This is a genomic window from Kitasatospora kazusensis (assembly GCF_039529945.1).
Classification (GTDB): domain Bacteria; phylum Actinomycetota; class Actinomycetes; order Streptomycetales; family Streptomycetaceae; genus Kitasatospora; species Kitasatospora kazusensis.
On the sequence record NZ_BAAANT010000004.1, the window covers coordinates 29,748 to 43,773 of the forward strand.

The following is a 14,026-nucleotide window of genomic DNA, read 5'->3' on the forward strand; positions in this document are numbered from 1 at the left end:
GGCCGGGGATCAGGTCAGCCAGCCGGTGCTGGTGCCCAGGAGCTTGCCCTGTGCGTTGTAGACCTCGAACTTCTCGGCCTTGGTGTGCGGCTTCTGCGCCACCGCGATCCAGCGGACGGGCGAGTCGCCCACCGTGGTGAGGACCGGCTCCGAGGTGCTGCCGTCCTGCCAGGTCACCACGACCTTCGCCACGTCCGGTCCGGCCATCAGCATCGCCACCGGGACGGCCCCGAGCGCGGCGTCCTTGTTGCCGAGCAGGGCTCCGGCCGGCAGCCCGTCCGGACCGGTGGGGTCCACCGCCGGGCCGGAGGGCGTGGGGGGGGTCTCCACGAAGTCCCTGGCCAGCCGCTTGCCGTCGACGGTGAGGTAGAGGTCCACCACGTCCGAGTGCTCCTGCCAGTACTGCAGGACGAAGGCGTCGGTCGGCTCGGGCAGGTCGGAGCCGGCCGCGTGCTGCTCCTGCCAGACCATCCGGGCCTGCTTCACCGCCTGCGACTTCTGCGCGGCCGGCCAGAGCGCGGCCCAGGCCTTCCACTCCTTGCCCTCCGAGGTGCCCTGCGCCACCACGACCCGGACGGGCTCGAAGGCGTTCCGGGCGGCCGAGGAGGAGGCCACCGAGGACATCAGGGACGTCCCGCTGCCACCACCGGCGGCCGCGACCACGGCCGTCTGCGGGCCACTGCCCGGCAGGTGGCCCGCACCCGCCAGCGCCCCGCCGCCGAGCACCACGGCCGTCACCAGCGCCGCGGCGCCGGTCAGGGCCGTACGCCGACGGCGCAGCCGCCGCCCGCCCGCCACCACCCGCTCCATCGGCACGGGCACCAGGTCGACCCCGGCCGCCAGATCGGCCAGTATCCGCCCGGCCCGCACCTCCTCCGACCCGTCGCTACCCACGGTCCACTCGCTGTCGTCCCTGTTCATGCCCTGCCTCCGATACGTACCGTGTTGGTGAGTGAAGAGGCCGCCCGTAGTTTGGCGAGGCCCTTGGACGCCTGGCTCTTCACCGTCCCCACCGAGCACCCCATGGCGAGTGCGGCCTGGCTCTCGCTCAGGTCCTCCCAGTACCGCAGTACGACGGCCTGCCGCTGCCCCGAGGGGAGCGTGCCGAGCGCGGCCAGCAGCGCGCCGCGCTCGTCGGACTGCGCGAAGCTGTCCCGGCCCGCGTGGTCGGGGACGGCGGTGACCAACTGCTCGGGCAGCCGGCGGCGGAACCGCCGGGCGTGCTGGTTGAACAGGATCCGCCGCACGTAGGCGTACGGATCGTCGGCCCGCTTCACCTTCCCCCAGGCCACGTAGGCCCGTTCCAGCGTCGACTGCACCAGGTCCTCGGCCGTGTACTGGTCTCCGGCCAGCAGGAAGGCCGTTCGGAGCAGTCGCGGCCAGGCGGTGGCCGCGAAGGCCTGGAACTCGCCGTCCCGCTCGGTCTTGGGCTCTCTCATGAGCACCTCCTCACCCCCACAGAGCCCACCGGGGCACCGAACCGTTGCCGCGCCCGTCCGACGGAAAATCCCGCCCCCACCGACGAGGTCGTGGAAGCGGGACTCCGGGCCGGTGCGGCCGGGCGGGTGTCAGACCAGGACGCCGCCGCCGACCGGCACCCGCAGCCGGGGCGCCCGGGCGGGGGTGGCGGCCCGGGCGGGGGTGGCGGCGACCCGCCCGGTCACGGCCAGCACGCCGTCCCGGATCCGGGCGAGGTCGCCGGTGCGGAACCAGCCGTCCGGGGTGAAGGCCGCCCGGGTCAGCTCCGGGTCGCGGTGGTAGCCGGCGCTCACGGCGGGCCCGGACACCTGGAGCCGGCCGACCCGGCCGGGGGCGACCGGCCGGTCGTTCTCGTCGACGCACCGGAGCAGGGTACCCGGCTGCGGGCGGCCCACCGGGACGAAGCGGTGCTCGCCGGGGCCCAGGTCGGTGAACCGGCCGCCGGCCACCACGGCCGAGGTCTCCGGCCTGCCCCAGCCGACCTGCACGGCGTCCGCCGCGAGGCCGAACGGCGCGAGCACGTCCAGGAACCGTCGCAGCACCGAACTGCGCACCGCCGTACCGGCGTTCATGACGTTCCGCAGGCTGCTGAGATCCCAGCTCCGGCCACCGGGCCGCTCGGCCAGGGCGTTGACGAAGTGGAAGGCGCAGTCGGGGGCCCAGGTGGTGTCGGCGCGGTACCGGTCGACCGCGTCGAGCCAGCGCAGCGGGTCCGCCCGGACCCACTCGGGGGAGGCGTGCACCTGGTGGCAGCCGAGGAAGACGTCCCGGGTGTGGCACATCAGCAGGCCGCCGGGCTCGTCCAGCGGCAGCCAGTTGAGCGTCCGGCTCGCCCGGCCCAGGCCGTCGGCGGCCGCGCCGGCGGCGCTGCGGCTGAGCACGTTCCGGTGGCTGAGCCGCACGCAGCCGGGCGCCCCCGGGTGGCCCGGCGGGACGGGCAGCAGCACCGCCAGGTCGTCCGGGGCGGCCTGGTGCCAGTCGTGGTCCGCCGGGTTGGCGAGCAGCTCCCGGGTGTCGCCCACCCGGGCGGCCGGCCAGCGCGGATCGCCGACGAGCCCCGGCGCGAGCGGCTGTCCGGGCCCGGTGACCACCCGGGGCGCGTCGTACCGGAGCCAGAGCCGGTACAGCAGCTGCGGCGCCGCCTGCCGCTCGGCGGCCGTACCGCCGGCGGCGACCGGCAGGGCGACGAAGCCGCCCAGCTGGCAGGCCCAGTACGCGGCCAGCTGGTCGGGCGGGTACGCGGCCTGGAGGACGACCGGCTCACCGGGACGCAGTCCGGCCGCGCGCAGGCCGGTGAGCATCCGGGAGGCCTGCATCAGCAGGTGCAGATAGGTCTGCCGCAGCTCACTGCCGTCCGGCAGCACGAAGCAGAGCCCCTCCGGGCTCCCCAGCCCGGCCGCCCGGAGCAGGGCGTCCCCCAGCGTGGCGATCCGCGAGGGCGGGACGGGTCCGCCGTCGAGCAGGGAGATCTCCGGGTCGGTCATGGGAACACTCGCCTCCGGTCTGTTCTGGATGGATGCCCGCTGCGGGCGGTACGGCTGTCGGGCCGGTGGGACTGTCGGGCCGGTACGGCTTGTCAGGCCGGTACCGCGACGGGGATCCGGACGGCCGGCGGGCCGGCGGGGACGGCCATGGTCTTGCGGTAGTCGCGCGGGGTGGTGCCGTAGCGGTCCCGGAAGAGCCGGCTGAAGTGCGAGGCGCCGTACAGCCCGGAGCGCTCGCCGATGACGGCGACCGGCAGGTGGTCCAGGCCCGGGTCGCCGAGTTCGGCCCGGCAGCGGGCCAGCCGTTCGTCCCTGATCCAGCGGGCGGGGCTGGTGCCGTGCTCGGCGAAGATCTTCTGGAGGTAGCGCAGCGAGACGTTGTAGCGCTGGGCGACGGCGGCCGGGCAGAGCTCGGGGTCGGCCAGCCGCTCCCGGATGTACGCCTGGACGTGCAGCATCAGGGCCTGCCGGGCCACCTCGGAGTCGGCGGCCAGCCCGCGCATCCGCTCGGCGATGAGCGCGGCGGCCAGGCTGGCGACGCTGCCCCCGAGCAGGTCGATCGCGGTCTCCACCTCGCCGGCGTGCTGCTCCAGCCCGGCGAGCAGCTCGGACATCAGGGCGGCCAGCCCCAGCGCCCCGCACCAGGGGCGGGCGGTGAGCAGCTCGGCGTCCTTGGGGGTGATCCCCATCAGGCGGTGCGAGACGAGGACGTCGACCATCCGGAACCGCTCCGGCATGACGATCTTGTAGCTGCGGGTGCTGTCGAAGCAGATCAGCTGCGGCCCCCGGGCGACCCCGCAGCGGCCGTCCTGGAAGACCCTGAGCTGACCGGTCAGCAGCCGGCAGACCCGAAGGTAGCCCTCGGACTCCGGCCCGATCAGCCGCGCGGGCCGGATCAGCTCGAACGGGCCGCCCTCCACCAGCGAGACCCGCACATCCCCGAACTGACGCTGCACGGTGGTGCCCTGGAACTTCTCGTCGTGGCCCCGGACGATCTGCACTCTGCCATCGGCCGCCCGGGCCGGCTCCGCTCCGGGGAGCGGGGCCAGATGGACCCTCGGTGAATCGACGCGCAGCATCCTCGAAGCCCTCCCACGTCAGAAGCCTGCTCGGGTCTGGAATCCTGTACAGTAGATGAAAACATACGGACTGGACGGTATTCTATTCGGATCGAAAGCTTCGATGGCTCCAGGTCGGAGGGGCCCGCCGACGCCGTACCGACGGCGCGCGGGCGGCCGAGCACTGCCCAGGACACGCCGAAGCACCCCGAAGGCCGGGTGCCTTCGGGGTGCTTCGGGTTCGGGTCCGGGACCGGGACCGGGGTGCTCGGGCCCGGGACGGTACGGGTCAGGGGCGGGCTGCGGCGGCCTCCGGGCGGGCCTCGGCGGCGCTCTGGTCGAAGGAGCGGCCCTGGCCGTAGGGGTTGCCCACGCCGGGGATGCGCTGGACGGTCCAGCCGCGCTCCTGGAGCCACTGGACGGTGGGCACCGCCGCCGACGGCGCCACCATCAGCTCGACCAGTCCGCTGACGTTCCCGGGCGAGTGGTCGATGTTCATGTCCTCGACGTTGACGCCCAGTTCGGCCGCCCCCGCGAGCAGTCGGGCCAACTCGCCCGGCTGGTCGCCGATCAGCACCCGGACCGGGACGCAGACCGGCTTGGCGGCGCCGTGCTTGCCCGGGATGCGGTCCCGGCCCTTGAGGCCCCGGTCGAGCAGGTCGGCGACCAGCACCATGCCCTGGGCGCGCTCGTCCGCGTTGTCCGTGGCCAGGCCGCGCAGCGCCGCCACCATCACCGTCAGGTCCTCGGACAGCTCGCCCAGGACGTCGGCGACCGCATCGGCGTTCGCCTCCAGGATGTCGCCCCACAGGCGCGGGTCGCCGCCGGCGATCCGGGTCACGTCGCGCAGACCGGGACCGGCCAGCCGGGACGCCTCGTCGGGGGCGTGCTGGAGCCGGGCCGCCATCAGCGCGGAGACCACGTGCGGGGCGTGCGAGACCAGGGCCACCGCGCGGTCGTGCGCACGGCTCTCCATCAGCACCGGCACCGCGCCGCAGAGCGCGACCAGCTCCAGGGCCCGGTTGAGGGTCTCCCGCGAGGTGTCCGGGGACGGGGTCAGCACCCAGGAGCGGTCCTCGAACAGCGTCGCGCAGGCCGCCAGCGGGCCCGAGCGCTCCCGCCCGGCCATCGGGTGGCCGCCGATGTAGCTGGACGGGTCGACGGCCCGGTGCAGCACGTCCCACTCCGGCTCGGCCTTGACGCTGGCCACGTCGGTGTAGCTGCGGGCCAGCCCCTTGGCCTGCTCCGCCGCCAGCACCGCGCCGATCCGGGCCGGCGGCACGGCGAGGACCGCCATGTCGACCGGTTCCTTGCAGCGGCCGACCACACCCGCGCCCATCGCCGAGGCGGTCCGGACGGCCGACTCGTCGGTGTCCAGCAGGTGCACGACGATCCCGCGCCGGGCGAGCGCGAGCGCCACCGACGTGCCGATCAGGCCGGTACCCACCACGGCGGCGGTACGGATCACGGTGTGCCGCCGGAGACCGGGGCCAGGTCGGTGCGCAGGGCGGCGGCACCACCGTGGTAGACGTGCCGGATCTCGCACTTGGTCCGGGCGGACTCGGCGTGCACCAGGATCCGCACCACGCGCGGCAGCGAGCCGGCGATCTCCAGCTCCTGGGCACACATCAGCGGGACGTCGGAGAGGCCCAACTCCCTTGCCGCGACGGCCGGGAACTCGCAGCGCAGGTCGGTGGTGGCCGTGAAGAAGATGCTGATCAGATCCTCCTCGACGATCCCGTTGGCGTCGAGCATCTCCTTGAACAGCCGCTTGACGCTTTCCAGCATCGGCCCGCGTTCGTCGTGTTCCAGCTGGGTCGCGCCGCGGACGGCTCGCACTGTCATGTCTTTCCTCCGGAGAGCATCTGTTCAGGTGGGTACGACGGCCGCGCGGCCGGAGCTGCTCAGGCAACCCCCGCGGCTCGGGCAGCCCGGCGGCTCACGCGGCTCAGGCAGCTCAGGCAGCCCGGGCGGCTCAGGCCGCGACCGGCTGGCGGGCGAAGCCGCCCACCAACGGGCGGTCGCGGACCAGCTCGGCGACCTGGAAGGCCAGGTCGAGCGACTGGAACCGGTTCAACCGGGGGTCGCAGGCCGTCTCGTAGCGCCGGTGCAGGTCGTCCACCAGCACCTCGTCACCACCGCCGACGCACTCGGTGACGTTGTCGCCGGTCAGCTCGATGTGGATGCCGCCCGGGTGCGTCCCGAGGGCGTGGTGCACGTCGAAGAAGCCCCGGACCTCGGCCAGCACGTCGTCGAAGTGCCGGGTCTTGTGGCCGCTGGGCGCGGTGAAGGTGTTGCCGTGCATCGGGTCGCTGATCCAGGCCACCTGCGCGCCCGAGGCGGTGACCTTCTCCACCAGGTCCGGCAGCACGTCGAGGATCCGGTCCTTGCCCATCCGGGCGATGAAGGAGAGCCGGCCAGGCTCGCGGTCCGGGTCCAGCCGGTCGATCAGGGCCAGCGCGTCGTCCGGCGTGGTGGTCGGGCCGAGCTTGACGGCGATCGGGTTGCGCACCTTCGAGGCGTACTCGACGTGGGCACCGTCCAGTTGGCGGGTCCGCTCGCCGATCCAGAGCAGGTGGCCGGAGACCGCGTACGCGCTGCCGGTACGCAGGTCCGTCCGGGTCAGCGCGGCCTCGTAGTCGAGCAGCAGCGCCTCGTGACTGGCGTAGATCCCGGCGGAGTGGAACTGGCTCGGGTCCGCGCCGCACGCCTCCAGGAAGGAGAGCGCGTCGTCGATGCCCCGGGCCAGCCGCTCGTACCGCTCGCCGATCGGCGAGCCGGCCACGAAGTCCCGGTTCCACTCGTGCACCTGGCGCAGGTCGGCGTAGCCGCCGGTGGCGAAGGCGCGGATCAGGTTCAACGTGGCGGAGGAGGAGTGGTACATCCGCTTGAGCCGCTCCGGGTCCGGTGTCCGGGCCTCCGCGGTGAAGGCCAGGCCGTTGACCGAGTCCCCCCGGTAGGTGGGGAGTTCGACGCCGCCCCGGGTCTCGGTCGGCTGCGAACGCGGCTTGGAGTACTGGCCGGCGATCCGGCCGATCTTCACCACCGGAACCGCGGTGGCGTAGGTCAGCACGGCCGACATCTGGAGCAGGGTCTTCAGCTTGTCCCGGACCTGGTCGGCCGAGACGCCGTCGAAGGTCTCGGCGCAGTCGCCGCCCTGGAGGACGAACGCCTCGCCTCGGGCCACCGCCGCGAGCTGGTCGCGGAGTTCGTCGCACTCGCCGGCGAACACCAGCGGCGGGTAGGTTTCGAGCTCGGCGGTCACGGCCCGGAGTGCGTCCGGGTCGGGCCAGGAGGGCTGCTGCGCGGCAGGCAGACGTCGCCAGGAGTCCGCCGCCGCAAGAGTGTGATCAACATTCATGATGGGCTGTGCCTCGATCCGTTCGGCTGTTGAAGCGCTCTGTGTACGACGGCGGGCTCGGTGGTGCGACGGGTTTCGCTGCCGTCGGCCCGACGGGTTCCGCCTCTGCGACGGCTTGCTCGTTGCCTGGTGCTGACTGCCTGCTGCTGACTGCGCGTTGCTCGTTGCCGGTTGCTCGTCGGCCCGGTCGGCCGGGTGCCCGGGTTACTCGTCCAGGAAGTCGGGCTGCTCGGCGACGATCTCGTCCCAGAGCAGCTGGAAGCTGAACCAGCCCAGCTGCTCGTCGCCGAATCCGGCGCCGGCCGCGACGGCCTGCTCGTGGGTGAAGGTCTTCGGGGTGCCCGCCGCGTACGCGAGCAACTGGACTTGGGCGCAGCTGTCGTAGGTGAAGAACCAGTGCACCGCCTCGTCCAGCGAGCCGCCGACGGTGATCAGGCCGTGGTGCTGGAGCAGGATCGCCCGGTTGTCGCCGAGCTTGCGGGCGATGTCCTTGCCCAGGTCCACCGACACCGAGGGGCCCTCGTACTCGCCGTAGAGCACCTGGCGCCCGTAGAACGCGGCGGACTCCTGGTCGATCGGCTCCAGCAGCCGGCCGAGGGAGCCGAGCGCCCGGGAGTGCGCGGTGTGGCCGTGGGCCGCCGCGGTGGCACCGGGGTTGAGGTCGTGGATCGCGGAGTGGATGACGAAGGCGCTGGGGTTGATCCGGTGCTTGCCCTCCACCACCCGGCCGGTGCCGTCCACGCAGATCAGGTCGGAGACCTTGACGTGCTTGAACGAGACCCCGAACGGGTTGACCCAGAAGCGGTCCGGGAACTCCGGGTCGCGCACCGAGATGTGGCCGGAGATGCCCTCCCCGAAGCCGTACTTGCCGAACAGCCGGAGCGCGGCGGCCAGACGCTGCTTGCGGTGCCGACGGGTCTCGGCCGCCGTGGCGAACACCGGCTCGCCCGGGATCGGCAGACCGGTGGCGGTGTCCGCCAGGAACGCGGCCTCGGCGGACTCGGCTTCGGCGGTGGTCATGTGGGTTCCCTCCCAGGACGTGTGACAGGTGACGGTTGGCGGGGGTGACGGGTGGCTGGTGACCGGCGCGGGTGCCCACGTGCGCCGGTCACGTACGCCGGTGGCTCGCACCGGCGGCCGAGACGCTGACGGCTCGGAGGCTGACCCAGCTCAGACGCTGACCGGCTCAGACGCTGACCGGCTCAGACGCTGACCGGTACGGCTTCGGCGCGGGCCGAGGTGACGGTCTCGGCGTGCTCCAGGATCGATCCGACGATGTCCATGCTGCGGTCGACCAGCGACGGCACCCCGAAGGTGAAGAAGAGCGACCCGGCCGCGATGTTGCCCAGCCCGTACAGGCGCGGGTCCGGTCGGCCGTTGACGGTCAGCCGGCTGGTCGCGCGGGCGAGGTGGAGACCGCCGTGCGGGTGCCGGCTGGCGGCGCCGCTGCGCATCAGCGTCGTCACCAGCGGCAGTGCGCTGGTGGGGATCTTCCCCTCCGAGGCGTTCACCGCGCTGATCACCTTGTCGGCGACGAAGGTCTCCCCCATCGCGGTGAGGACCTCGAAGCCGCCGTCCTCGCCGGCCGAGATGTCCTGGAGACCGGGGTGGATCGCCAGCTGGCTCTCCTCGACCAGCTCCAGCAGGACACCCGCGCTGCCCGGTGGCATCGGGCAGCAGAGGCTCATGATGGTCCGGTAGTGGGTCCGCAGGACCTGGACCTTCTCCTCCTCGCGGAGCACCGGCCAGACGTCCGGACCGGTCTCCGGGACGGCGCGCTGGAGGATGCGCAGACCCATGTGCGGCGAGTCGACCTCGTCGATCTGCCGGCGCAGCCGGTCCAGCGGGTCCTCCAGGTCGACCCGGATGATCTCCTCGACCACCCCGTCGAGGTCGGCGCCCGAGTCCCGGAACTCCGCCCGCAGCACCGCGCTGATGTCGTCGATGGTGAGCTCGCGGCGCTGCTCGGCGATCGACTTGATCCGCTCCGACGTGAAGTGGCGCAGCTCGAACGGCACCGGCTTCTGCCGGACCCCGGGCAGCACGCCGCGCCGCGAGAGCAGGCTGATCTTCCCCTGGTGCCCCTGCGCCGCCAGCGAGAGGATGATGTCGACGGCGGTCAGGCCGCTGCCGATGATGGCGACGTGGTCCCGGCTCTCGATCGTGCGGAGCTTGTCGGCGATCGGGTAGGGGTCGCCGACGAAGCCCGGCGCGCCGGTGAGCCCGTACACGTCCTTGGGGCTGTCACCGCCCACGCAGAGCACCACGTAGTCGAAGGCACGGGCCCGGCCGGCCCCCGTCCGCAGCACCACCCGGTCGGTCAGCCGGGTGGCGGAGGTGACCGCCTCGCCGACCAGGTGGACCTGCCAGCCCTGTCGGCGCAGGTCGCCGAGGGCCGCGTACGCGCTCTGCTCCAGGTACTCGCCGTACACCGTGCGCGGCGCGAACCTGGCGCCGGACCAGCGGTCGACCCCGTCCCGGACGCCGACGATACGGTCTCTGGTTTCGAGCCAGCGCTCGAAGTGGGCATGGTCGCCCGCGCGCACCGACATGTCGTCGGGCGTCGCGTTGACCTTCAGGGTTTCGGTGTCCGTCTGGTACGCACGGCCGCGCCAGAGATTGGCGGACGGCTCGAATACGGTGATGCTGCCGGGTTCGCCCTGCGCGCGGGCCAAGGCGTCGATCAGGCAGACTGCAGACGCACCGCCTCCGACGACTCCGATCGAGAATCCACGGGACATGAATCAGTCACCTGTCAATGTATGGAAGGCAGTGTGCGGAATACGGTGCCAGGAATGCCAGGAACATCCGGAACGGCGCCTCGACGGCTCGGTCCGGCATGTCACACCTGCGCGTCTTCGAATCGGTGGAATTCGCCCTGAAGGAAGATCAGTGGAGAACGTCCCTCGCGAACGCCGAGCCCGACGACCTCGCCGATGACCATGATGTGGTCGCCGGCCACCACGTAGTCGCGGAACCGGCACTCCATCCAGGAGGGGGCGTCGAGCAGCAGCACCCCGGTCTCCGCGCCCACCTCGACGGGCAGCTCGCGCAGCGCCGCCTCCCGGTCCTCACGGGGCCGGGCGAAGCTGTGGGCGACCTGCTCGGACTCCGAGTCCAGGATGGAGATGCCCCAGACCTCGGACTCCATCAGATCGGCCAGAAAACCCGAGTCGCTGCGCAGACTGATCGAGACGAGCGGCGGCTCCAGGGAGACCGACGTGAGCGAGTTGGCAGTGATGGCGTCGTGGCGGCGGAGAGTGCTCTGGTCCGAGTAGGTGCTGATGACACAGACACCGGTGGCGAAATTGCGCATGACATCACGCAGATCGTTCTTCATGCCCAGCCTCTCTGGCAAGCGGTCGGGTATTCGACAGTCGCTAGGGACGTCAGTTCGATACAAGTGAGGTTACGGACCGGTCCCTTCTGCGATTTGCGGGGCCGCGCACGGAGAATTGCCGATACACGACCCGGACCGCCGAGGGGGGACATGACAGCGGGATCCCGGCCTTATCATTCCTGACATTCTCGGAGCCGGTTCGACGAAATGCCCGGATACGGCCGACACGACCTGACGGAGAACGGATCGGCGGGAACGGAAACACGAGTGCGGGAAAGCGCACCGGCCGCCGGCGCACCTACGCGGGCGCGGGCGCACGAAGCACGAAGCACGAAGCACGAAGCCGCCGAGGGTGGGGCGCCCGATCCGGTCGATCGGGCGCCGCACCCTCGGCGGCGGGGCGGGGCGGGGCGGTCGTGGCGCGGTGGCCGGCCTCAGGCGGCGGTGCGCCGCACCGGCCGGTGGGGTGCCGTGGCCGCCACCTCGGCGTAGGCCGCATCCGCGACCCGGAGCATCTGCCGGGCGTACGGCAGCAGGGACAGTCCGGCCTTCGTGAGGACGATCTGGCGGCCGCCCCGGTCGAACAACGGCGCGCCCAGGTCGTCTTCCAGGCTCCTGATCTGGGCGGTGACACTGGACTGGGCGTAGTGCAGGTTCCGCGCGGCCCTGGTGAAGCTCATCTCCGCCACTACCTCGCAGAACGCACGCAGTTCTCGCAGCTGCACGGCATGGCTCCTTCCTTCGGCCGCAATGGCCGATCCCATCAAAAGTACCGCATGGTTGGTTTTTTCCATAGCCATATGACACCCACGGGGAGGAGCGCGCAGCGGAAACCGAAGGCGGCCTGCGGTCGCGCCCGGTGGGGCGAACGCGACCGCAGGCCAAGGGAGTTGCAACTTCGGGAGTGGGGGTTGGGTGGGGGTTTCCGGGACGGTTGGGGCAGCTGGTGCGGGGCGACGGCCGTTCGGCCGTCGACCGTAGGGGCGGTCGGCCGGACGAACGGTGGTCCGGACGAGCGCTCGGCCGGACCGGCGGGTCAACCGGCGGGTCAACCGGTCGGCCGGACCGGCAGGTCAGTCCGACATCTCCACCGGGGAGGTGAGGTCCCGGGCGATCTGCGGCAGCAGCCGGTCGACCAGGACCGAGGCGCGGACGGAGCCGTCGGCGGAGCGCGGGATGTCGCCGGTGGCGACGGCGTGCGCGAAGACGCCGGGCAGCCGGCGGGCACAGGCGGCGTTGGCGGCCCGTCGGCCGGACGCCTCCCGCTCCGGCGAGAGCGGCACGAACGCGACCAGCAGCGTCTCGCCGAGATCCGGCAGTTCGGTGTGGACGAGGGCCACCTCGCGGATGCAGGGCAGCTCCAGGAGCTCCAGCTCCAGCGCGAAGAACCCCTCGTCGAACGCGACGTCCGGGACGTCGAGGTCGCCGAACTCGGCGAACTGGACCGGCGAGTACTCGATCATGCGGACATCTCCTGTTGCATCGTGTGCTCCAGTTGAAGGTTCAGCTTGATGATGGGCAGGACGGAGTCGAGCAGCTCATCGGTGTTGATCGTGCCGGTCGGGCTGTACGGGATGTGGTCGACGGCGATCACGTGGGCCGGCAGCGAGGGGATCCGCCGGTTGCAGGCCGCCGTCAGCGTCTTGTAGCCCGTCAGCTCACGGCCCACCGCCACCGCGATGAACGGGACGACCAGCGAGTCGCCGAGCCCCGGAACGTCCACCCGCATCACTGCCGTGTCGCGCAGGCACGGCAGGTTCAGCAGATCGGCCTCCAGGCGGAAGATCTCGGTGTCCACCGCGCCGTTCCGCGAGACGGTCGGCACCTCGGTGCCCCGGCTGGTGACCACCAGCCGTCCCTGCTCGTCGAGTTGGCCACGCTCACCGGTGACGAAGAACCGCTGCGGCCCCTGGCCGAGGTCGAGCGTGGTGAACTCGGCCTCGCCCTCCAGGTAGCCGTCCATCACCTGGTAGCCGGAGATGGCGACCCGGCCGGTGGCGCCGGCCGGCAGCGGCGCGCCGTCCTGGTCGAGGATCGCGAGGCTGCTGCCGAGCATCATCCGGCCCGAGCGGATCGGCGCGACGTGCAGTTCGTCGGGGCCCATGATGGCGTTGAGGCCGGTCTCCGGCGTGGCGTACGCGAGGTGGAGCACCGGGCCGAGCTGCTCCCAGGCGGTGTTGACGACCCACCTGTTGAGGTGCCGCCCGAGCGCGATCACGCAGCGCAGCTGCGCGCTCCCGGCCAGCGCCTCGGAGCCGGGGTGGGAGAGCAGCCGGACGAGCGCCACCGGGTCGATTACCGCCGTGGTGACCCGCTCCTCGACGATCAGGGCGGCCAGCGCGGCGGGGTCGCGGTGCGGGCCCAGCACGAGGGTGCCGCCGAGGCTGAGGAAGGTGCGGGCCAGCCCCCGGGCGGTCGGCTGGGCGAGCGGGGCGGCCGTCAGGTGGACGTCCGACCCGTCGAAGCCGAACTCGTCCACCAGGTCGACCAGGTGGCGCCCCTCGACGGCGCTGCGGCGGACCGCGACGCGCGGGCTGCCGCCCTCGCCGGGGACGACCGTGAGGGATTCGTAGGGCAGCGGGATCGGCAGGTTCGGGAGCGGCTCGGTGGCCAGCAGCGCCCCGAACGAGACCGAGCGGGAGCCGACTCCGGCCGGGCGGGCGGTCGCCCCGGCCTCGGCGCCGTCGAGCAGCACGTGCAGCGCCTCCGGCCCGGTCGGCCAGACGCAGCCGTCGAGGACCTGGCGGTGCTCGGTGGAGACGAAGACCACCGTGGGCTGGATCCGGGCGAGCAGGCCGGTCAGTTCCTCGGCGCCGGCCTCGACGTCGAGTCCCGTGCAGGACACGCCGAGCGTGGCGCAGGCGGCCATCGCTACCGCAAGCTCCCACCGGTTGTCCGCGAGATGGACCGCGCGGGCCGGGCGGGTGGGCGGCAGCTGGGCCGAGAGCCCGGCGGCCATCCGGTCTACATGATCCGCGAACTGGCCCCAGGTCAACCGGGAGGCGCCGTCCACCACGGCGATCTGCTCCGGTCGGTTGGCCGCGTGGCGGCGGATGTCATCGAGCTTGATCATGTGGCTTCTCCGTGGTCCCCCAGGATGCGGAAGCTGCAGTGACCCCTCCTGGGAGGAGTCGGTACGATAAAAACATACCAACTAGACGGTATGCAATAGTCATCGGAAAGATCGATCGCATGTTCCCATGACCTCACCCTCCAGCTGCGGTTTTCTCAACTCGCTTACCTAGCAAGGCAGTTGGCATGTCATTGCCAGGCCCTGCGACCTGGCCGCGGCGCGGTGGGCCCG

General features: G+C 72.2%; 13 protein-coding genes. All 13 read right to left on the reverse strand.

Annotated features, from left to right (window positions below; translation table 11 throughout):
- Nucleotides 1-9: 9 nt before the first annotated feature.
- The 13 genes from ABD330_RS05120 to ABD330_RS05180 all read right to left on the reverse strand — a co-directional run bounded on the left by ABD330_RS05120 (nucleotide 10) and on the right by ABD330_RS05180 (nucleotide 13,795).
- The gene (locus ABD330_RS05120) at nucleotides 10-921 is read right to left on the reverse strand and encodes a hypothetical protein (RefSeq protein WP_344461180.1); all 912 of its coding nucleotides are present in this window, start codon (nucleotides 919-921) and stop codon (nucleotides 10-12) included.
- Entirely contained in the window at nucleotides 918-1,439 is a 522-nt protein-coding gene (locus ABD330_RS05125) for a SigE family RNA polymerase sigma factor (RefSeq protein WP_344461182.1), read from the reverse strand. Before ABD330_RS05125 ends, ABD330_RS05120 begins: the two co-directional genes overlap by 4 nt.
- 129 nt (nucleotides 1,440-1,568) lie before the next feature.
- On the reverse strand, nucleotides 1,569-2,963 hold the full coding sequence (locus ABD330_RS05130) for an AMP-binding protein (RefSeq protein ID WP_344461184.1): 1,395 nt from the start codon (nucleotides 2,961-2,963) through the stop codon (nucleotides 1,569-1,571).
- 92 nt (nucleotides 2,964-3,055) lie between these two features.
- Nucleotides 3,056-3,964 carry a helix-turn-helix domain-containing protein gene (locus ABD330_RS05135; RefSeq protein ID WP_344461186.1) on the reverse strand — a complete coding sequence of 303 codons (909 nt, stop codon included), beginning with the start codon at nucleotides 3,962-3,964 and terminating at the stop codon, nucleotides 3,056-3,058.
- Between the two features lie 346 nt (nucleotides 3,965-4,310).
- Nucleotides 4,311-5,486, reverse strand: coding sequence for a prephenate dehydrogenase (locus ABD330_RS05140; RefSeq protein WP_344461513.1), 1,176 nt, complete (start codon nucleotides 5,484-5,486; stop codon nucleotides 4,311-4,313).
- A complete protein-coding gene (gene aroH, locus ABD330_RS05145; RefSeq protein ID WP_344461189.1) occupies nucleotides 5,486-5,866 on the reverse strand; it encodes a chorismate mutase in 381 nt (126 codons plus the stop codon). The genes ABD330_RS05140 and aroH overlap by 1 nt, the downstream gene beginning before the upstream one ends.
- A 130-nt stretch (nucleotides 5,867-5,996) precedes the next feature.
- Nucleotides 5,997-7,382, reverse strand: coding sequence for a class II 3-deoxy-7-phosphoheptulonate synthase (locus ABD330_RS05150; protein WP_344461191.1), 1,386 nt, complete (start codon nucleotides 7,380-7,382; stop codon nucleotides 5,997-5,999).
- Nucleotides 7,383-7,586: 204 nt separating this feature from the next.
- Nucleotides 7,587-8,402, reverse strand: coding sequence for a class II aldolase/adducin family protein (locus ABD330_RS05155; RefSeq protein ID WP_344461193.1), 816 nt, complete (start codon nucleotides 8,400-8,402; stop codon nucleotides 7,587-7,589).
- Between the two features lie 182 nt (nucleotides 8,403-8,584).
- Entirely contained in the window at nucleotides 8,585-10,123 is a 1,539-nt protein-coding gene (locus ABD330_RS05160) for an FAD/NAD(P)-binding protein (protein WP_344461195.1), read from the reverse strand.
- Between the two features lie 101 nt (nucleotides 10,124-10,224).
- Complete coding sequence (locus ABD330_RS05165) at nucleotides 10,225-10,722, reverse strand: flavin reductase family protein (RefSeq protein WP_344461197.1); 498 nt, start codon at nucleotides 10,720-10,722, stop codon at nucleotides 10,225-10,227.
- A 434-nt stretch (nucleotides 10,723-11,156) separates the two neighbouring features.
- Entirely contained in the window at nucleotides 11,157-11,447 is a 291-nt protein-coding gene (locus tag ABD330_RS05170; RefSeq protein WP_344461199.1) for a LysR family transcriptional regulator, read from the reverse strand.
- 348 nt (nucleotides 11,448-11,795) lie between these two features.
- Nucleotides 11,796-12,185 (reverse strand): hypothetical protein, encoded by a 390-nt coding sequence (locus ABD330_RS05175; RefSeq protein WP_344461201.1) that lies wholly within the window; start codon nucleotides 12,183-12,185, stop codon nucleotides 11,796-11,798.
- Entirely contained in the window at nucleotides 12,182-13,795 is a 1,614-nt protein-coding gene (locus ABD330_RS05180; protein ID WP_344461203.1) for a class I adenylate-forming enzyme family protein, read from the reverse strand. Before ABD330_RS05180 ends, ABD330_RS05175 begins: the two co-directional genes overlap by 4 nt.
- Nucleotides 13,796-14,026: the final 231 nt, after the last annotated feature.

What these genes read in the sequence shown, in the direction of transcription:
- ABD330_RS05120 (WP_344461180.1), bottom strand. Translation starts at nt 921, where the DNA reads ATGAACAGGGACGACAGCGAGTGGACCGTGGGTAGCGACGGGTCGGAG.
- ABD330_RS05125 (WP_344461182.1), bottom strand. Translation starts at nt 1,439, where the DNA reads ATGAGAGAGCCCAAGACCGAGCGGGACGGCGAGTTCCAGGCCTTCGCG.
- ABD330_RS05130 (WP_344461184.1), bottom strand. Translation starts at nt 2,963, where the DNA reads ATGACCGACCCGGAGATCTCCCTGCTCGACGGCGGACCCGTCCCGCCC.
- aroH (WP_344461189.1), bottom strand. Translation starts at nt 5,866, where the DNA reads ATGACAGTGCGAGCCGTCCGCGGCGCGACCCAGCTGGAACACGACGAA.
- ABD330_RS05150 (WP_344461191.1), bottom strand. Translation starts at nt 7,382, where the DNA reads ATGAATGTTGATCACACTCTTGCGGCGGCGGACTCCTGGCGACGTCTG.
- ABD330_RS05155 (WP_344461193.1), bottom strand. Translation starts at nt 8,402, where the DNA reads ATGACCACCGCCGAAGCCGAGTCCGCCGAGGCCGCGTTCCTGGCGGAC.
- ABD330_RS05160 (WP_344461195.1), bottom strand. Translation starts at nt 10,123, where the DNA reads ATGTCCCGTGGATTCTCGATCGGAGTCGTCGGAGGCGGTGCGTCTGCA.
- ABD330_RS05165 (WP_344461197.1), bottom strand. Translation starts at nt 10,722, where the DNA reads ATGAAGAACGATCTGCGTGATGTCATGCGCAATTTCGCCACCGGTGTC.
- ABD330_RS05175 (WP_344461201.1), bottom strand. Translation starts at nt 12,185, where the DNA reads ATGATCGAGTACTCGCCGGTCCAGTTCGCCGAGTTCGGCGACCTCGAC.
- ABD330_RS05180 (WP_344461203.1), bottom strand. Translation starts at nt 13,795, where the DNA reads ATGATCAAGCTCGATGACATCCGCCGCCACGCGGCCAACCGACCGGAG.